This window comes from Streptomyces sp. NPDC033174 (assembly GCF_055577795.1).
The window spans coordinates 489,015-506,002 of record NZ_JBVIPQ010000004.1 but is presented as its reverse complement, the minus strand read 5'-3'; the positions used below and the strand labels follow the sequence as shown (position 1 = coordinate 506,002).

The 16,988-nt window shown below is 71.7% G+C and carries 19 protein-coding genes; 6 read left to right on the top strand and 13 right to left on the bottom strand.

The features are described from left to right. Positions 1–82: 82 nt before the first annotated feature. Both ACZ5VC_RS15970 and ACZ5VC_RS15965 read left to right on the top strand, forming a co-directional pair. Positions 83–724, top strand: a complete 642-nt coding sequence (locus ACZ5VC_RS15970) for a type 1 glutamine amidotransferase family protein (RefSeq protein WP_469120628.1) — start codon at positions 83–85, stop codon at positions 722–724. Then, entirely contained in the window at positions 721–1,188 is a 468-nt protein-coding gene (locus tag ACZ5VC_RS15965; RefSeq protein ID WP_469120627.1) for a MarR family winged helix-turn-helix transcriptional regulator, read from the top strand. The genes ACZ5VC_RS15970 and ACZ5VC_RS15965 overlap by 4 nt, the downstream gene beginning before the upstream one ends. Here ACZ5VC_RS15965 and ACZ5VC_RS15960 read toward each other — a convergent pair. The 3 genes from ACZ5VC_RS15960 to ACZ5VC_RS15950 form a co-directional block, all read right to left on the bottom strand. Beyond that, the gene (locus ACZ5VC_RS15960; protein ID WP_469120626.1) at positions 1,185–1,649 is read right to left on the bottom strand and encodes a VOC family protein; all 465 of its coding nucleotides are present in this window, start codon (positions 1,647–1,649) and stop codon (positions 1,185–1,187) included. The two genes, ACZ5VC_RS15965 and ACZ5VC_RS15960, sit on opposite strands and share 4 nt — an antisense overlap. Positions 1,650–1,726: 77 nt before the next feature. Then, on the bottom strand, positions 1,727–2,275 hold the full coding sequence (locus ACZ5VC_RS15955; protein WP_468711568.1) for a DinB family protein: 549 nt from the start codon (positions 2,273–2,275) through the stop codon (positions 1,727–1,729). A gap of 55 nt (positions 2,276–2,330) precedes the next feature. After that, the gene (locus ACZ5VC_RS15950; RefSeq protein ID WP_469120625.1) at positions 2,331–3,458 is read right to left on the bottom strand and encodes a CapA family protein; all 1,128 of its coding nucleotides are present in this window, start codon (positions 3,456–3,458) and stop codon (positions 2,331–2,333) included. A 146-nt stretch (positions 3,459–3,604) separates the two neighbouring features. Here ACZ5VC_RS15950 and ACZ5VC_RS15945 point away from each other — a divergent pair, with 146 nt between their 5' ends. Continuing rightward, entirely contained in the window at positions 3,605–4,165 is a 561-nt protein-coding gene (locus ACZ5VC_RS15945; protein ID WP_469120624.1) for a hypothetical protein, read from the top strand. A 74-nt stretch (positions 4,166–4,239) separates the two neighbouring features. Beyond that, positions 4,240–5,106 carry an alpha/beta fold hydrolase gene (locus ACZ5VC_RS15940; protein ID WP_469120623.1) on the top strand — a complete coding sequence of 289 codons (867 nt, stop codon included), beginning with the start codon at positions 4,240–4,242 and terminating at the stop codon, positions 5,104–5,106. Here ACZ5VC_RS15940 and ACZ5VC_RS15935 read toward each other — a convergent pair. Together ACZ5VC_RS15935 and ACZ5VC_RS15930 are read right to left on the bottom strand one after the other, a co-directional pair. After that, positions 5,078–5,965, bottom strand: a complete 888-nt coding sequence (locus ACZ5VC_RS15935) for a glycoside hydrolase family 19 protein (RefSeq protein WP_469120622.1) — start codon at positions 5,963–5,965, stop codon at positions 5,078–5,080. The two genes, ACZ5VC_RS15940 and ACZ5VC_RS15935, sit on opposite strands and share 29 nt — an antisense overlap. A 269-nt stretch (positions 5,966–6,234) precedes the next feature. After that, positions 6,235–7,518 (bottom strand): adenylosuccinate synthase, encoded by a 1,284-nt coding sequence (locus ACZ5VC_RS15930; RefSeq protein ID WP_469120621.1) that lies wholly within the window; start codon positions 7,516–7,518, stop codon positions 6,235–6,237. Between the two features lie 175 nt (positions 7,519–7,693). Between ACZ5VC_RS15930 and ACZ5VC_RS15925 the strand changes: the two genes are divergently transcribed. Both ACZ5VC_RS15925 and ACZ5VC_RS15920 read left to right on the top strand, forming a co-directional pair. After that, entirely contained in the window at positions 7,694–8,500 is an 807-nt protein-coding gene (locus tag ACZ5VC_RS15925) for a serine/threonine-protein kinase (protein WP_469120620.1), read from the top strand. After that, a complete protein-coding gene (locus ACZ5VC_RS15920; protein ID WP_469120619.1) occupies positions 8,452–8,775 on the top strand; it encodes a hypothetical protein in 324 nt (107 codons plus the stop codon). The genes ACZ5VC_RS15925 and ACZ5VC_RS15920 overlap by 49 nt, the downstream gene beginning before the upstream one ends. 54 nt (positions 8,776–8,829) lie before the next feature. Here ACZ5VC_RS15920 and ACZ5VC_RS15915 read toward each other — a convergent pair whose 3' ends face one another. The 8 genes from ACZ5VC_RS15915 to ACZ5VC_RS15880 form a co-directional block, all read right to left on the bottom strand. Beyond that, positions 8,830–10,044 carry a cytochrome P450 gene (locus ACZ5VC_RS15915; protein WP_469120618.1) on the bottom strand — a complete coding sequence of 405 codons (1,215 nt, stop codon included), beginning with the start codon at positions 10,042–10,044 and terminating at the stop codon, positions 8,830–8,832. An 87-nt stretch (positions 10,045–10,131) separates the two neighbouring features. Further along, positions 10,132–10,791, bottom strand: coding sequence for a response regulator (locus tag ACZ5VC_RS15910; protein ID WP_469120617.1), 660 nt, complete (start codon positions 10,789–10,791; stop codon positions 10,132–10,134). Next, a complete protein-coding gene (locus ACZ5VC_RS15905) occupies positions 10,788–12,146 on the bottom strand; it encodes a sensor histidine kinase (RefSeq protein WP_469120616.1) in 1,359 nt (452 codons plus the stop codon). The genes ACZ5VC_RS15910 and ACZ5VC_RS15905 overlap by 4 nt, the downstream gene beginning before the upstream one ends. Before the next feature lie 177 nt (positions 12,147–12,323). Beyond that, complete coding sequence (locus ACZ5VC_RS15900; protein WP_469120615.1) at positions 12,324–13,226, bottom strand: alpha/beta hydrolase family protein; 903 nt, start codon at positions 13,224–13,226, stop codon at positions 12,324–12,326. 85 nt (positions 13,227–13,311) lie between these two features. After that, the gene (gene kynU, locus ACZ5VC_RS15895; RefSeq protein WP_469120614.1) at positions 13,312–14,502 is read right to left on the bottom strand and encodes a kynureninase; all 1,191 of its coding nucleotides are present in this window, start codon (positions 14,500–14,502) and stop codon (positions 13,312–13,314) included. Beyond that, a complete protein-coding gene (locus ACZ5VC_RS15890) occupies positions 14,495–15,340 on the bottom strand; it encodes a tryptophan 2,3-dioxygenase (RefSeq protein WP_468711583.1) in 846 nt (281 codons plus the stop codon). Before ACZ5VC_RS15890 ends, kynU begins: the two co-directional genes overlap by 8 nt. A gap of 113 nt (positions 15,341–15,453) precedes the next feature. Further along, a complete protein-coding gene (locus tag ACZ5VC_RS15885) occupies positions 15,454–16,389 on the bottom strand; it encodes a DUF3152 domain-containing protein (RefSeq protein ID WP_469120613.1) in 936 nt (311 codons plus the stop codon). 184 nt (positions 16,390–16,573) lie between these two features. Then, complete coding sequence (locus ACZ5VC_RS15880) at positions 16,574–16,987, bottom strand: DUF3151 domain-containing protein (RefSeq protein WP_469120612.1); 414 nt, start codon at positions 16,985–16,987, stop codon at positions 16,574–16,576. Position 16,988 lies beyond the last annotated feature (1 nt).

Sequence of the window (16,988 nt, the reverse complement as noted above, 5' to 3'; positions counted from 1 at the left end):
ACCCCCTCCCATTGACAGCATTCTGTCGATATGACAGTCTGCTGTCATAGTCGAAGCGCACGCAAGGGCACAGGAGGCCGGCATGACCAGCACCGCCACCCACACCCCCACAAGCTCCCGCGGGACCGTTCACCTCGCGGTCTACGACTCCCTCGCCGACTGGGAGACGGGCCACTCGACGGCCTGGCTCGCCCGCTCCGGGTACGAGATCAGGACGGTCGGGCCCGGCACCACCCCCGTCACCTCCCTCGGGGGCCTGCGCATCACACCCGACATCGCGCTCGACGACCTGGAGCCCGAGGACAGCGCCCTGCTCATCCTTCCCGGCGCGGACCTGTGGGACTCCGGCGACGAGCTGGCCCCCTTCGCCGCGAAAGCCCGCGCCTTCCTCGACGCCGGGGTGCCCGTCGCCGCGATCTGCGGCGCCACCGCGGGACTCGCCCGCGAGGGACTGCTCGACGACCGGCCGCACACCAGCGCGGTCTCCTTCTATCTGGCCGCCACCGGCTACAAGGGCGGCGCGTCCTACGTCGAGGCCGACGCCGTCACCGACGGCGACCTGATCACGGCCGGCCCGACCGAGCCGGTCGCCTTCGCCCGCGAGGTGCTCGGCAGGCTCGGGGCCTTCGAGGGCCTGAAGCTGGACGCCTGGTACCGGCTCTTCCACGACTCCGACGCCGCCGCGTACGAAGAGCTCAACGCGCAGGAGGAGACGGCTTCATGAGCCGCGAAGAACAGGACGCGCTCAGCAGGACCGCCCTCGCGGTCTTCCGGCTCAACGGCCAGTTCCTCTCCGTCTCCGAGGAACTGGCCGGACCCGCCGGGCTGACGGCCGCCTGGTGGCAGGTCCTCGGAGCCGTACTGCCCGAGCCGCTGTCCGTCGCGGGGATCGCCCGCGTCATGGGCATCACCCGGCAGAGCGTGCAGCGGGTCGCGAACCTGCTGGTGGAACGCGGCCTCGCGGAGTACGCCCCCAACCCCGCCCACCGCCGCGCCAAGCTCCTCGCCCCCACCGCCGAGGGGCGGGCCGTCATCAAGAAGATCGACCCGGGTCACGCGGAGCTGGCCGCCCGGCTGGTCGGCGAGCTCGGAGGGCAGGAGCGGTTCGACGAGACCGTACGCGTCCTGGAGCGGCTGTCGCGGGCGCTGGACGCGATCACGGGTGACCGGGGCGGTACAGCGAGCTAGTCATGTACGCCATGGCCTCCGTGAAGACGGGGTCGGACATGCGCCGCTCCATCTCCTTCTCGTCGACATCCTCGATGTGCGTCTGGATCCACCAGAGGTTGCCGAACGGATCGCGCACCCGGCCGACCCTGTCCCCGAAGAACAGATGCGTGACCTCGCTGACGGAGGTGCCGCCCGGCCTCGACCGCGCGCCGGTGGGTGGCGTCCGCGTCCTCCACGTAGAGCCGGAGGAACGCGGGCGTCACCGGCCAGTCCGCCGGGCTGTCGAAGGCCATCAGCCGCGCGTCACCGATGCGCAGTTCGGCGTGACCGATCCTCCCGTCCTCCATGACGACCCGGCCCAGGTCCTCGGCACCGAAGGCGCGTTCCAGATAGTCGATCAGCGCCGCGGTGTCGGGGGAGATGATCCACGGCGTGATCGTGGTGTAGCCCTCGGGAACGGGCCTGACCTGTGCGGACATGAGCTGCTCCTCACCGATGGAGTGTGGTGGGAACGACGCTGGGGGCCATTGAGGACAGAAGACGGCCTAGTCGCGCCTCACGCGCCGACGGTTCCGTCGATCCCCTCGCGCAGGAAGTCCGCGTGACCGTTGTGCCGGGCGTACTCGTGGATCATGTGCAGCATCACCAGCCGCAGGGACACGTCAGCGCCCCACCGTGGCTGATGCCCCGTCACATCGAGGGACTCCGCCTCCGCTTCGATACGACGGGCGTGCTCCACCTCCGCCTGCCAGGCCGCGAACGCCTCGGACCGGGTGGCGGTGCGGGCGTCGTAGGCCACCTGGTAGTCGTTCTCCGACCAGACCAGCGGAAGGTCCTCCCCGTTGATCACCTTGCGGAACCAGCTGCGCTCCACCTCCGCCATGTGACGCACCAGGCCGAGAAGGCTGAGCGTGGACGGTGGCATCGACTGCCGCCGCAGCTCGTCGTCGGTGAGTCCGTCGCACTTCATGGCGAGGGTGGCGCGGTGGAAGTCGAGGAAGGCGCGCAGGGTCTCGCGCTCACCCGCGGTGAGGGGCGGCCCGACGCGCTCGGTCGTGGCAGGGTCGGTCGTCGCGGGGTCGGTCGTCGTGCGTTCCGTTGTCATGAGGCTCAGTCAATCGTCAGAGGCGCACGCGGTGCACCCGGAATTCGCGCCGCGGTCAGTGCGCTCCGGGCAGGCGGAGCCTGAGAAAGCCGTCGGATCCGGGTTCCGGCTCCACGCCGGTGCCGAAGGGCCGCCCGACCCTGGTCAGCACCTCGCACAGCCAGGCGGCGTCCGCCGCCGGCGCGTGGTCGAGCCGCATCCGCCGGGCCCGCAGGGGAGCGATCCGCAGTCCGGCGAGCTCGCCCGTGTCCGGGTCCAGGGACGGGAAGTACAGCAGGCGCAGGTCGTCCCGGTACCGCTCGTAGCCCGTGATGCCCTCGTAGTCGTCGATGAGGTCTCCGCAGCCGTACAGGACGAGTTTGCCCCGGTAGACCTCGATCGGGCGGGGATGGTGCGAGGAGTGGCCGTGCACGAGGTCGACCCCGCCGTCGACGAGCCGCCGGGCGAAGGCGGTCTGGGCGCGCGGGACCGTGTAGCCCCAGTTCGAACCCCAGTGGATCGAGACGACCAGCAGGTCACCGTCGCGCCGCACCTCACTCAGCCGCCGAACGAGACCCTCCGCGTCCCCGGCGGACAGCTCGGGCAGGAAGTCGACGCCCGGCCGGTCCTCCGTCGCCGCCCAGTGCGCCGGGATCCCGCTGGACGCGGTCCCGCAGGACAGTACGACCACGCGCCCGCCGCCCGGCGTGGCCACCGCGGCCGGCCGCCGCGCCTCGGTCAGTTCCCGTCCCGCGCCGGACGGCCGCAGCCCCGCGCCCCGCAGGACGTCCAGGGTCTCCTCCAGGCCCCGGCGCCCGAAGTCCAGTACGTGGTTGTTGGCGAGCCCGCACACATCGGGGCGGGCGACCGTCAGGCAGGGGATGTTGGCGGGGTGCATCCGATAGGTGACGGCCTTGTCCGGGGCGAAGTCGGCGCTCGTGGTGACGCTCGTCTCCAGATTGATGACCCTGACGTCGGGGGCGGCCGCCTCCAGCGTCTCCAGCGCCGCGCCCCAGGGCCAGGCGGGGTCCACGGGCGCGGGGACGGGGCCGTGGGCGGCCTCGGCCAGCGCGACGTAGTCCCGGGCGTCCCGGATGTACGCCTCCCGCAGCTCGGGGTCACCGGGGTGCGGAAGGATCTGGTCGACGCCCCGGCCCGGCATCACATCGCCGCTCAGGAAGAGCGTCACGAGGGCCCGGCCCATGCGCCCATCCTCCCACCGTCCGGGATCGGCCCACCGTGCGAGGCTCCGCCGCCCCCGGCCTCGCCGCCAGGCCCTCCCCCGTCCGGCGGAGGCGGTTCGTCCCCGGGCGTGATCATGCCCCGGGGCCGGCCGAGGACGCTGAAGCCATGACCACTGCCGGGCGTCCCGCGCCCCTCCCTCATCCCGCGCCCCTCCCCGCCGGGCATCCCGGCCACGGCACCGAGCGACCCGTCCCCCGCTGGGCCGACGTCGTCGCCCACGCGATTCCCCTGGTCGCCCTACCTGTCTGCCTGTGGCGCCTTCCGTACGCCTTCGGTTACGACATGGGCAGCACCCAGCCACCGTCACCGTGGCAGTGGTGGCACGTGCCGTACGTCTTCGGCCTCAGCCTCCTGTCCGAGGCGGTCGCGCTTCTCTGCCTCGGTCTCGTGCGCCGCTGGGGCGAGGTGGTCCCGGCTCGGGTCCCCCGGCTCGGCGGCAGGCGCATACCGCCGTTCGCGGTGATCGTTCCGGCGACGCTCGGCGGACTGCTCTTCACCGCGCTGTTGGTCGACTGGGTGTGCGGAGTCTTCGGGATCGGGGGCGCCGCCCGGCCCCCGTACGAGGACGGCTGGTACGTGCTGGCGACGACGGTCGGGGTGCTGATGACCCTCTGGGGACCGATGATCCTGGCCCTCACCTACGCCTATTACCGTCGCCGCCGCTGATCTTCCTGTGTAGCCTAGGCAAGAACCTAGAGCTCCTAGGCAAGGGCTCAGGTCCAACGAACAGGAGACGCGCCGTGAACCACCCGCCGAAGACCGGCACCCTGGCCGTGCCGGGCGCGACCCTGCACTACGAGGTCCGGGGCACCGGACCCGTGCTGCTGCTCATCCCCGGCGGCGGAGCCGACGCCTCCGCGTACGACGGACTCGGGGGCGCGCTCGCCCACCGGTACACCGTCGTCTCGTACGACCCGCGCGGGAAGTCCCGCAGCGTCCTGGACGGACCGGTCACCGACCAGCGGGTGGAGGAGCAGAGCGAGGACGCGTACCGGCTGCTGCTCCACGTCCTTCCCGACGGCGAGCGGGCCTTCGTCTTCGGCAGCAGCTCGGGCGCGATCATCGCGCTGGACCTGCTGACCCGGCACCCCGAGAGGGTCCACGTGGTCGTCCCCCACGAGCCGCCCGTGGTGGAGGTGCTGCCGGACGCGGCCGATCACCGGGCCTTCTTCGCCTCGGTCCCCGCCGCGTACGAGCGGGGCGGGCTCGCCGCCGCCGTCGCGGTCATGAACGAGGGTGTCGGAGAGCAGGGCGGCGAACTGCCGGACCCCGACCGGCTGCCCGCGCCCCTCGCGGAGTCGTTCCGGCGGGTCCTGGCGAACATGCCGTTCTTCCTGGTGCGGGAGTTGCGCCAGTACACGGCGTACGTACCGGACGAGGAAGCGCTCGCGGACATGGTGCGCGCCCGGCCGGGGCAGCTCGTGCTCGCCGGGGGCCGTGACTCCCGCGGAAAGCTGCTGTACCGGCCGGGCGCGGCTCTGGCGGAGCGGCTCGGCGTGGAGTTCGTCGAGTTCCCGGGTGGCCACACGGGGTACCGAGGCCACCCGAACGCCTTCGCTCCGGTGCTGGAGAAACTGCTCAGCAGTACAGGTTCGCGCCCGGCGTGACGCCGAGGATCTGCGTGAACCGCTGGTAGCTGTCCACCCGGCTCTGGACCTGGGCGGGGTTCTTCCCGTCGCACTCCAGCGAGCCGTTGATCGAGCGGATCGTCTGACCGAAGCCGGCGCCGTTGACCATGGCGTTGTGGCCGGTCATCGTGCCGGGGCCGTTCTGGGTGTTCCAGTACCAGAGACCGGTCTTCCAGGCGATGGGCGCCTCGCGCTCGACCCGGTAGGGGTTGTTGAGCAGGTCGATGCCCAAGGCGTCACCGGCGGCCTTGTAGTTGAAGTTCCAGCTCAACTGGATCGGTCCGCGACCGTAGTACGCGGCCTGTCCGGCCGGGCAGCCGTAGGGCTGGCTCGTGTCGCAGTAGTGCGGGTAGTTGGCGGTGTTCTGCTCGACGATGTGGACCAGACCGCCGGTCTCATGGCTGACGTTGGCGAGGAAGGCGGCGGCCTCCTGCTTCTTCACGGTGTCGCTGCCGGTGTTGGCGAAGCCCGGGTACGCGCTCAGGGCCGCGGTGAGGCCGCTGTAGGTGTAGAACGAATTCCGGTTCGGGAACATCTGGTTGAACTGGGCCTCGCTGACGACGAAGCCCGAGGGGTTCGGACCGGGGCCCGGGTCGGTGCCACCGCACGCGCCCTGGTCGGACCAGACGTCCGTGGTGCCGGGCCGCTCGTTCTGGGTCCACCACTTCGCGTACCAGTTGTGGCCGTTGTACGAGGCGGTCTTGCCGCCGGTGTAGACGGTGGCGGAACTCCAGGGCGTGGCGCAGGCGGCGGCAGAGGCGACGGAGGCGGGGAGGAGGACGGCCAGTCCGACGGCCGTGGTGAGTGCGGCGAAGAGAGACAGCAGGCGTCGCAACATGCGTGCGTCCTTCCGTGTGGGGACGCCCACCGAATCGCGATTGGTATGGACCTGTCAAGGTCTAGACCACGGCTTGTTACAGAGCGGCGGACCGCCGCCTCAGCGCCTCCCGGAGGGCCTGCGGCCGGCTGCGCCGCCTCGAGCGCGTGGGCGGACGGCACGCCTCGCATCCTGATGCGGCCGGGCGGGGAGCCGTACGGCGAAGGGCGCCCCGCCGACGGTCGTCGGCGGGGCGCCCTTCTCGAGCAGCGGCGGTTGCCGCGTGGCTGCTACAGGAACGAGTTGATCTCGATCGTCTCGGTCCGGCCGGGGCCGACACCGATCGCCGAGATCGGCGCGCCCGACATCTCCTCCAGCGCCTTCACGTACGCCTGCGCGTTCTTCGGCAGGTCGGCGAAGGTCTGCGCCTTGCTGATGTCCTCGGTCCAGCCGGGCAGCATCTCGTAGATCGGCTTCGCGTGGTGGAAGTCGGTCTGCGAGTACGGCAGCTCCTCGACGCGCTTGCCGTCGATCTCGTACGCGACACAGACGGGGATCTGCTCCCAGCCGGTGAGGACGTCGAGCTTGGTGAGGAAGAAGTCCGTGAGGCCGTTGACCCGGGTCGCGTAGCGGGCGATGACCGCGTCGAACCAGCCGCAGCGGCGGTCACGGCCGGTGGTGACACCGCGCTCGCCACCGATGCGGCGCAGCGCCTCGCCGTCCTTGTCGAACAGCTCCGTCGGGAACGGGCCGGCGCCGACGCGGGTGGTGTACGCCTTGAGGATGCCGATGACACGGCTGATCTTCGTCGGGCCCACGCCCGCGCCCGTGCAGGCACCGCCGGCGGTCGGGTTCGAGGAGGTGACGAAGGGGTACGTGCCGTGGTCGACGTCGAGGAGGGTGCCCTGACCGCCCTCGAAGAGGACGACCTTGCCCTCGTCGATGGCGTTGTTCAGGATCAGCGTCGTGTCGGCGACGTACGGCTTGATCTGCTCCGCGTACTGGAGCATCTCCTCGACGATCTTGCCGGACTCGATCGCACGGCGGTTGAAGACCTTGGCGAGGAGCTGGTTCTTCTGCTCCAGGGCGGCTTCGACCTTCTGCTCCAGGATCGACTCGTCGTAGAGGTCCTGGACGCGGATACCGACCCGGTTGATCTTGTCGGCGTAGGTCGGGCCGATTCCCCGGCCGGTCGTGCCGATCTTCCGCTTCCCGAGGAAGCGTTCCGTCACCTTGTCCAGCGTGACGTTGTACGGGGTGATCAGATGGGCGTTTCCGCTGATCAGGAGCTTGGACGTGTCGACGCCGCGGTCATTGAGCCCGCTCAGCTCGGAGAGCAGGACCGCCGGGTCCACGACGACACCGTTTCCGATGACCGGAGTACATCCCGGCGAGAGGATTCCGGAAGGGAGCAGATGCAGCGCATACTTCTGGTCGCCCACGACGACGGTGTGACCGGCGTTGTTGCCACCCTGGTATCGCACTACATAGTCAACGGATCCACCGAGGAGGTCGGTGGCCTTTCCCTTGCCCTCGTCACCCCACTGAGCACCGAGCAGCACAAGTGCGGGCACAGGCGTACACCCCTTCCGGGTGGGGCATGTCCAAGGTCAGGGGGCAGAAAAACGTCGTACGACGGTGTACGACACAGCCTGAGCCGTCGAACCGGTTGCCCCGGAATAGACGAAGCCCCTGGCGCAATAGCGCAAGGGGCTCTTGCACAAAGATGCTACCCGAGGAAGGACCGAGGTGTCGGCTCACGACCAGCTCCTGGTGGTCATCGACCCGGTCGCCCGCCGAATCGACGGCGAGTCTGTACGGATCGCGAAAGATGTTCTCTGCGCCGGATCCACGGCGAAGATTTGCCTCCCGGAGAGCCCGGAGGAGTTCGCCCGGGCCTTGGCGCGCCGGGGCTCCCGGCGCCCCGTACTGATCGGCGACGACCGTGCGCTGCTACGCACCGTGACCCTGCTGCACCGGGAGCGTGAGCTCGCGAGGGGGTCACTGTCGCTGGTCCCGGTCGGGATCCCGGGTTCTTTGGAACTCGCCCGTTCGCTCGGCGTGCCGCTGGGGGCGGTCGCGGCGGCACGGGCGGTCCTGGAAGGAGCCGTACGCCGGCTCGATCTGCTCGTCGACGACAGCGACGGCGTGGTGGTCGGGGGCCTGCGGATCCCGGCGGCGCCCGGGCCGGTCGTGTCGTTCGGCCAGCCGCCCTCCGTCTGGGACACCTGCCGCTCCCTGGTCCGCACCCTGGTCCGGCCGGCGCCCGCGCCGCCCTCCGTGCGCACCCACCGGCTGCGCGTGGAGGCGGACGGGGTACTGCTGGCCGATGTCGGTGAGCCGGTGGAGGGGGTCAGCGTCCGCTCCCTCGGTGGCTTCGCCGAGGTGACCGTGAGACCCCGGGGCGCGGAGCCGGTCCGTGCCGAGGCCAGCACGGTGACGGTCTCGGGCCCCGACTTCCGCTACCGCGCGGACGCCCTGGTAGCGGGTCCGGTGCGCCGCAGGACGTGGACGGTTCGCGAGGGGGGCTGGGGCCTGACCCTGCCGGTGCCCTAGCCTCACCGGTCGTCCTGCCGGTCGCCCTGGACCTGCCGGAGACCACCAGGGGGCTGGCCCGGCAGCGCGCGGACGCGGGCGGCGCGGGCCGGCGAGAGACGGGCTTCGCCGTCTCGTACGGGCCGTGGAAGGGCGATCTCGCCACCGCGGACGGGCGGGGCACACCCGCGGACGAGGTGAATGACGCACTGTTCGCGGGAGGCGCCCTGGTACTTCTCGCCGGAGTGGCGGGCGGGGTCGTACGGCGGGCGCGGGGCCGGGGCCTGCCGGCCTGAGGCCCGGGGGCGGCGGGGCCGCCGCACACCCGGGTCGGGGCCGGATGGGGCACCTCAGGCTTCCACCAGCAGGGACTCGAGGCCCCGGATCACATAGCCCGGCTTCCGACGCGGCTCCGACGCGAGGCGCAGGTTCGGCGCGCGGGTCAGAAGGGAGTTCAGGGAGGCCGCCAGTTCCATCCGGGCCAGTGGCGCGCCGATGCAGTAGTGCAGGCCCGCGCTGAAGGAGATGTGCGGGTTGTCGCGGCGCGTGAGGTCCAGGATGTCCGGGGCGCGGAAGACCGCCGGGTCGCGGTTGGCCGAGCCGAAGAGGAGGGCGACTTCCGAACCGCGGGGGATCACCGTGCCGTCGATCTCGATGTCGTCGAGGACCCAGCGCTCGAAGAGCTGCAGCGGAGTGTCGTAACGCAGGAGTTCCTCCACAGCTGTGGAGGACAACGTGTGGTCCGCCCGCAGCGCCGCCAGCTGTTCGGGGTGCCGGAAGAGCGCCCACCAGCCGTTCACGGTCGCGTTCACCGTCGCCTCGTGCCCCGCGTTCAGCAGCAGCACGCACGTGGAGATCATCTCCTGCTCCGACAGCCGGTCGCCCTCCTCGTACGCGGCGATCAGCCCGGAGATCAGGTCCTGCCCCGGCTCCTTGCGCCGCTCCGCGATCAACTCCCGCAAGTACGCCGAGAATTCGACCGAGGCCACGACCGCGCGCCGCGCCGTCTCCTCCGAGGGATTCAGCTCGTACATCCCGCAGATGTCCGCCGACCACGGCCGCAGCGCCGCCCGGTCCCCCTGCGGAATTCCCAGCATCTCGGCGATGACCGCGACCGGCAGCGGCTCGGCGACGGCGGCCAGCAGGTCGCCTCCGCCGGCCGCGACGAGCCCGTCGACCAGGTCGTCGGCCAGCCGGTGGACGTACGGCCGCAGTCCCTCCACCGTCCGTGGGGTGAACGCCTTGGAGACCAGGCGCCGGATCCGCGTGTGGTCCGGCGGCTCCAGATCGAGCATTCCGTGGTCGTTGAGCGTGTGGAAGGGCTCCTGCGACGCCGGCGGCGCGCTGCGCCCGAAGTCCTCGTGCCGGAAGCGGTGCTGGTACGTACGCCCCAGGCGCCGGTCCCGCAGCAGCGCGGACACATCGGCGTGATGAGGCACCAGCCACTGCCCCGTCGGCTCGAAGTAGTGCACCCTCCCCCGTGCGCGCAGCTCGGCGTACGCGGGGTAGGGGTCGGCGACGAAGGCCGGCGACGCGGGGTCGAAGGGCGCGGAGTCTGCATCCATGCGGGGACGCTACCCGGCCGGACGGGCTCGGGCACAGGGCCCCGCCCGACGGCGGCCAGGACGGTCCCGGCACGGCGCGAACCCGCCCTACCCCGGCGTCACCAGCCTCGCCTCGTACGCGAACACCGCCGCCTGCGTCCTGTCCCGCAGCCCCAGCTTCACCAGGATCCGGCTCACATGCGTCTTGATCGTCGACTCCGCGACCACCAGATGGTCCGCGATCTCCGCGTTCGACAGGCCCTGCGCGATCAGCACCAGGACCTCCGTCTCGCGTTCCGTCAGGTCCCCGACGCGCGCCAGCGCCGGCGGCCTCGGGTTCTCCGCCGCCTTCGCGAACTCCGTGATCAGGCGCTTGGTGACGGTCGGCGCGAGCAGCGCCTCGCCGGAGGCCACCACCCGGACGCCGTCCGCGAGCTGCCGGGCCGAGGCGTCCTTGAGCAGGAAGCCCGACGCGCCCGCGCGCAGCGCCTGGTACACGTACTCGTCCAGGTCGAACGTCGTCAGGACCAGCACCTTCGCGTCGGCGTCCGCCGCGACGATCTCGCGGGTCGCCTCGATCCCGTTGAGCTCCGGCATCCGGATGTCCATCAGGACGACGTCCGGCCGCAGCGCCGCCACCTGCGACACCGCCTCGCGGCCGTTGACCGCCTCGCCGACCACCTCGATGTCCGGCATCGCGCCGAGCAGGACGGAGAAGCCCTCACGGACCATGATCTGGTCGTCGACGATAAGGACCTTGATCGTCACTCCGCCCCCTCGCGCACCAGGGCGACCGGAATGAACGCGGTGACCTCGTAGCCGCCGTCGTCCGTACCCTCGGCCGTCATCTCGCCGCCCAGCATCGCCACCCGCTCCCGCATCCCCGTGATCCCGTGCCCCGCCCCGGGCGACGGCTTCACCAGGTCCCGGGCCGGGCCGTTCGCGATCCGCAGACCGAGCCCGCCGAGGACGTACGACACCTCCACCTTCGCGGTCGCCCCGGGGGCGTGCCGCAGCACATTGCTCAGCGCCTCCTGGATGATCCGGTACGCGGACAGCTCGACGCCCTGCGGCAGCTCGCGCACCGCGCCGGTGACGGTCTTGTCGACGCTCAGGCCCGCGTCGCGGACGTTCGCCACGAGGCCGTCGAGGTCGGCCAGGGTCGGCTGCGGGGCGTCCGGCGCCTCGTAGTCCTCGGCCCGTACGACTCCGAGGACCCGGCGCAGCTCGGTCAGCGCGGCGACGGCGTTCTCGCGGATGGTGAGGAAGGCCTGCTCGAGCTCGGGCGGCGGGTTCTCGACCCGGTACGGCGCGGCCTCCGCCTGGATGGCGACGACGGACATGTGGTGGGCGACGACATCGTGCAGCTCGCGGGCGATGGTGGTGCGCTCCTCCAGCAGGGTGCGCTTGGAGCGCTCCTTCTCGGTCACCGTCTGCTGGGCGGTGACCTCCTGTCTGGCCTCCCGGCGGACGTGCAGGACGGTGACGCCGAGCAGGACGACCGCGGAGGCGAACAGCATCTCGGGGCTGTTGCCGCCGTAGCCCCGGTTGAGGAAGACCTCGCCGAACATGCAGTACGCCGCGGTGAGCGCCCACATCCACGCGGCGGTCCGGGGGCGGGTGCGGGCGGCGACGACCGTCAGCACCACGAGGTGTCCGAAGAAGGAGAAGGGCGACCAGGGCACGTCCCCACCGTCGAGGTACGACACCGGTGCCGAGCTGAGCAACGACACCCAGAACGCCGCGACCGGCCGGACGAGGGTGAGCAGCACGGCGGCCGCCGAGACGGCCGCCAGCGGGACGGTCCCGGTGTCGAAGGTCAGCATCAGCATGAACAGCGCGATGGCCGCCACCACGGCGTGCCGCGCCCACACCGCGTACCGGCGTATGCCGCGCGGCAGCCGCCTCACGACGGGGGCGTCCGGCGAGAGGGGCGGCAGCACCCGGTAGGCGAAGACGTCGTCGAAGAGCTCACGGCGCATGCCCCGGAGCGCGCTCGCGGCCAGTCGGTACTCGGGGCTGCGGCTGCCGTGGGAGTCGGCGCGCGGCGGATTCGGCGTGTGGGGCGGGGTCTGTGTCACATCGGCCACGGTAAGGGCGCGGGCGGACGCGGTCGTCACCATGAATACGGATCCTTCCGCGTCCGTCCCAGGTACTACACGCCGCCGTGTCGCGGTATCCGGAACGCCGCCGCGTTCTGGGACGCCCAGGAGGCGAACGTCCGGGCATGGGTGGTGTGCGTCATGCCCGCACGCCGGGGACCCCTGCGGACAGTTCCGGTCCCCGCTCCCCCGGCCTTCTCACCAGGCCAGTTGGGCGATCTCCTCGGCCACCACCGCGCACGCGTCCGCGGCGGGGTCGATCAGGGGGAAGTGGCCGACGTCCTCCAGGAGCGTGAAGCCGACCGTCTCGCCGGCCTTCGCCGCCGCCTCGACATAGGCGTCGGCGACGGCCGGGGGCACCACGATGTCCTCGCGGCCGTGCACGACGGCCGTGGCGATGCCGGTGGGCAGCAGCAGGGCCGGGTCGGCGTACGGCGCCCGTTCGGCGACATGGTCCCGGCCGCCGAGGAGTTGGGTGACGGCTCCGCCGCACACTCCCAGCTCCACCGCCCGCTCGAAGTGCGCGATCGGGGCCAGCGCGACGGCGCCACGCAGCGCCGGGGGCCCGGCCGGCCGCCAGGGGGAGCCGGCGGGAAGGACATGCCGGGCCGCCGCCCACAGCGCCAGATGCCCGCCCGCCGAGTGCCCGGTGACGACGATCCGGCGCGGATCGGCCTGCGGAAGGTGTGCGGTGACCAGGTCGGGCAGCGCGTCCAGCGCCGCGGCCACGTCGTCGAAGGTCTCCGGCCAGCGTCCCGCGACCGGGCCCTCGCCGGCCCGCTGCGCGGGAATGTCGCCGTCGGGCTCGCCGCCGCCGCGGCGGTACTCCACATTGGCGACCGCGAAACCCCGGCGCGCCAGGAAGTCCACGAACGGAGTCAGATGCCGCCGGTCGTACGGCGCCCGCCACGCCCCGCCGTGCAGGGCGACGACGAGCGGCGCCTGCGCCCGTCCGCCGCCCGCCCGTTCACCGCGCGGGGCGTAGAAGTCGACGATCTGGTCCGGGTGTTCACCGTAGGCGGCGGAGGCGTCCGGTTCGACGGCCGGATGCGAGAAGGCCGATGCCTCCTCGGCGGCGTCGCGCGCGGCGGGGTCCGGCATGCTGCTCAACCTTTCGGTGACGGGGCCGAATTGGTCTGACCTGCGGGGACCGTACCAGGACTGGGGCCCCCGCAGATCAAGCCCTCTACTGGCCCAGCACCTCGGCCAGCACCCGCGCCGCCCGCTCGGTGTCGGCGAAACCGACGTACAGCGGGGTGAATCCGAAGCGCAGGACGTCCGGCCGGCGCAGATCACCGACCACGCCGCGCGCGATCAGTGCCTCCATCACGGCCGGGGCGTCCGGGCAGCGCAGGGCGACCTGGCTGCCGCGTTCGGCGTGCGCCTCGGGGGTGAGCGGGACGACCCGGCCCTCCGGGACGTAGGCCCGTACGCACTCCAGGAAGAAGTCCGTCAGGGCCAGCGACTTCGCCCGTACGGCGTCGATCGCGACGCCGTCCCAGACGTCGAGGGCCGACTCCAGCGCGAGCATGGACAGGATGTCGGGGGTGCCGACCCTGCCGCGTACCGCGCCGTCCGCGGCCGTGTAGCCGGGGGTCATCGCGAAGGGATCGCTGTGCGAGTTCCAGCCGGGCAGCGGCGAGTCGAAATCCGCCTGGTGCCGCTCGGCGACGTACAGGTACGCGGGCGAACCGGGGCCGCCGTTCAGGTACTTGTACGTGCAACCGACCGCGAGGTCCACGCCGTGGTCGTCCAGGCCCACGGGCAGTGCGCCCGCGCTGTGGCACAGGTCCCAGACCGCGAGGGCGCCCTCCGCGTGCAGGGCGGCGGTGATACCCGGCAGGTCGTGCAGCCGTCCGGTGCGGTAGTCGACATGGTTGACGAGCGCCGCGGCGGTACGGGAACCGATCGCGGCCGGCAGGTCGGCCGGCGTGACGGGGACGAGCCGCTTGCCCGTCATCCGGGCCGCCGACTCGGCGATGTACCCGTCCGTGGGAAACGTCGTCGCGTCGACCAGGATCTCGTCGCGGCCGTCCCCGGCCAGCCGGGCCGCGGCCACCACCGCCTTGAAGACGTTGACGCTGGTCGAGTCGCCGACCACGACCTGGCCGGGGGCGGCGCCGATGAGCGGGGCTATCCGCTCCCCGATCCGCTGCGGCGCGGTCCACCAGCCGCTCTCGTCCCAGGAGCGGATGCGCAGCTCACCCCACTCGCGGGTGAGGACGTCCGCCATGCGGGCGGGGACGTGGCGGGGCAGCGCCCCGAGCGAGTTCCCGTCCAGGTAGACCCCGTCGTCGAGGGCGAACAGTTCCCGGTGCTTGGCCAGCTCGTCGCCCGCGTCCAGGGCGGCGGCCTCGGCGGCGAGCGACTCAGACATGGCTGCGCGCCGTCCACAGCTCGGGGAAGACGTTCTTGCGGGCCCGCTTCTCCAGCCAGGCCACGCCGGCCGAGCCGCCGGTGCCGGTCTTGGAGCCCATCGCCCGCCGGGTCGCCACGAGGTGGTCGTTGCGCCAGCGCCAGACCAGTTCGCCGACATCCGTCAACGCCTCGCCCAGACGCACCAGTTCGGCGTTCTGGTCGGGGTCGGCGTAGATCTGCGCCCAGGTGTGCTCGATCACCGGCGACGGCTCGTACTTCTGCGACAGGTCCCGCTCGAGCACCTCGGCCGGGATCGGCAGCCCGCGCCGCGAGAGGAGCCGCAGCACCTCGTCGTACAGGCTCGGCTGGTACAGCGCCTTCTCCAGCTCCGCGTGGACGCGCGGGGCGGCCTTGTGCGGCACCAGCATCGACGCGGACTTCTCGCCGAGCAGGAACTCCATGCGCCGGTACATCGCCGACTGGAAGCCGGAGCCCTCGCCGAGGGCGCTGCGGTAGGCGTTGAACTGCGCCGGGGTGAGCTGCGAGAGCGGGCGCCAGGAGTGGTTCAGCGCCTCCAGCTCCCGTACGGACCGCTTGAGGGCGTCCATCGCCACCGGGACGCGGTCCTCGCGCAGGGCGCGGCTCGCGGTCTCCCACTCGTGGACGATGACGGTGAACCACAGCTCCATCACCTGGGTGGTGACCAGGAAGACCATCTCTCCGGGGTCGTCGGAGAGGGGGTGCTGGAGGTGGGTGAGTACGTCCGCCTGGACATAGTCCTCGTACGGCGTCGTGCCCGCGAAGTCGAGGTTCGGGTCGACCGAACCGGCTCCGGAGGCATCGGGGATAGTCGACATCTCTGTCTCCTCGATACGAACTACCGGGTAGCGGTCCGCTCCCTCCCATCGGCTGTGGAGCCCCGGTCCCCTCGGGTCCGCCCGCTTCGTCGCGTGCGGCCCCACGCGCATCATTACACGAGCGGGCCCTTGATGTAGATGCCATCTTCGTCATACGGATACGCATTCGAACGGCAGCCGTTCAGACCCTTGATCTGCTGCATCATCACCGGCGCGAGCTTGCCCGGGCCCGGGCAGCCCATGTGCTGCCGGATGCCGATCTCATGGCCGACCTCGTGGTTGATGATCAGATGGCGGTACTCGGACGGCGGCCCGGCGAAGGTCGGCGAGCCGAGCAGCCAGCGCTTCAGGTTCACCACGACACCGTCGGTGGTCTCGCAGTTCAGCTCACCGTGCGTGTTGAGGCCCTGGGCGAGGCAGAGCTTGTCGGCGGTCTTCGGCGTGGCGATCCGGATGACGAAATCGGCGTTCTCCGACACCAGCTGGAAGGAACCCCGGCCGTGGGCGGCCCAGCCGCGCGGGTGGGCAAGGATCTGCTGGATCTCGGCCGCGGCCTGCTTGGCGGATACGTCCACCCCGTCCTCGACCTGGACGCGGTAGCGGCGCACGGTCCCCGCCCCGACGGCCTTGCCCGCGGCCTGCGCGGTGCTGAAGGTCCCGGCGCCCGAAGGGGGAACGTCCTTCTCGTCGACCTTCTTCTCCTGCTTCTTCACGGCCTTGGAGGGCGACGCCTTGGGGGACGCGGAGACGGAGACCTTCGGCGCGGGCGGCGAGGCCGGCGCCGCGGCGGTGGCCGACGAGGACTGTTTCCCGTCCGCGCGATCGTGGGTGGTGCCCACCTCGTCACCCCAGAAGGCGAGGGCGGCGCCGCTGCCGAGGATCATGACGCCCAGACCGACGGCGAGCAGGAGTATCGGCCCGAAGGGGCGGCCGCCGCGCCTACCGCCTCCGCTTCTTCGCCCCCCGCCGCTGCTGCTCGCCCTGCTACTGCTGCGGCGGCGGCCGTGGCCACCACCGCGTTCTTTGGGTGCGGCGGCACGCTTGCCCAAGACAGACTTCTCCCCTGTGTCGGCCGGGTGGGGGAAGAGGGTGTGGGGGACCTCTGCGCCGGCGCTATGAAATCGATGGCGCGTGCGATCGTACCGGCGTCCGGTGAACGCTCCGACGCGACGAGGCCCGCCCCGCCCGGTTTCGTCCGGGCGGAACAGGCCTGTAACGGTGGAGAATTGACGCTCAGCCGAGCGTGTCGGCCGCCGTCTCGGAGGAGTCCCGGAGGAACGTCGAGCAGCGCTCGTACTCCTCCTTCTCGCCGATCGCCTGGGCGGCGCGGGCGAGGGCGTGCAGGGCGCGCAGGAAGCCGCGGTTCGGCTCGTGCTCCCAGGGGACGGGGCCGTGGCCCTTCCATCCGCTGCGGCGCAGCGCGTCCAGACCGCGGTGGTAGCCGGTACGGGCGTACGCGTACGACTCGACGACCCGGCCGACCTCGAACGCCTCGTCGGCGAGCTGGGCCCAGGCCAGCGAGGACGTGGGGTACTTCGCGGCGACATCGTCGGGCGCGGCGCCGCCGGCGAGCAGCTCGCGCGGCTCCGGTTCGTCGGGCAGACGGGTGGGGGGAGGTCCCCCCAGCAGGTTCTCGTGGATGGCCATG

Excerpts from the sequence above, each read along its gene's own strand:
- ACZ5VC_RS15915 (WP_469120618.1), bottom strand. The coding sequence starts at position 10,044 with ATGGATGCAGACTCCGCGCCCTTCGACCCCGCGTCGCCGGCCTTCGTC.
- ACZ5VC_RS15970 (WP_469120628.1), top strand. The coding sequence starts at position 83 with ATGACCAGCACCGCCACCCACACCCCCACAAGCTCCCGCGGGACCGTT.
- ACZ5VC_RS15945 (WP_469120624.1), top strand. The coding sequence starts at position 3,605 with ATGACCACTGCCGGGCGTCCCGCGCCCCTCCCTCATCCCGCGCCCCTC.
- ACZ5VC_RS15950 (WP_469120625.1), bottom strand. The coding sequence starts at position 3,458 with ATGGGCCGGGCCCTCGTGACGCTCTTCCTGAGCGGCGATGTGATGCCG.
- ACZ5VC_RS15890 (WP_468711583.1), bottom strand. The coding sequence starts at position 15,340 with ATGTCGACTATCCCCGATGCCTCCGGAGCCGGTTCGGTCGACCCGAAC.
- ACZ5VC_RS15880 (WP_469120612.1), bottom strand. The coding sequence starts at position 16,987 with ATGGCCATCCACGAGAACCTGCTGGGGGGACCTCCCCCCACCCGTCTG.
- ACZ5VC_RS15905 (WP_469120616.1), bottom strand. The coding sequence starts at position 12,146 with ATGGTGACGACCGCGTCCGCCCGCGCCCTTACCGTGGCCGATGTGACA.
- kynU (WP_469120614.1), bottom strand. The coding sequence starts at position 14,502 with ATGTCTGAGTCGCTCGCCGCCGAGGCCGCCGCCCTGGACGCGGGCGAC.
- ACZ5VC_RS15965 (WP_469120627.1), top strand. The coding sequence starts at position 721 with ATGAGCCGCGAAGAACAGGACGCGCTCAGCAGGACCGCCCTCGCGGTC.
- ACZ5VC_RS15960 (WP_469120626.1), bottom strand. The coding sequence starts at position 1,649 with ATGTCCGCACAGGTCAGGCCCGTTCCCGAGGGCTACACCACGATCACG.
- ACZ5VC_RS15955 (WP_468711568.1), bottom strand. The coding sequence starts at position 2,275 with ATGACAACGGAACGCACGACGACCGACCCCGCGACGACCGACCCTGCC.
- ACZ5VC_RS15900 (WP_469120615.1), bottom strand. The coding sequence starts at position 13,226 with ATGCCGGACCCCGCCGCGCGCGACGCCGCCGAGGAGGCATCGGCCTTC.
- ACZ5VC_RS15935 (WP_469120622.1), bottom strand. The coding sequence starts at position 5,965 with ATGTTGCGACGCCTGCTGTCTCTCTTCGCCGCACTCACCACGGCCGTC.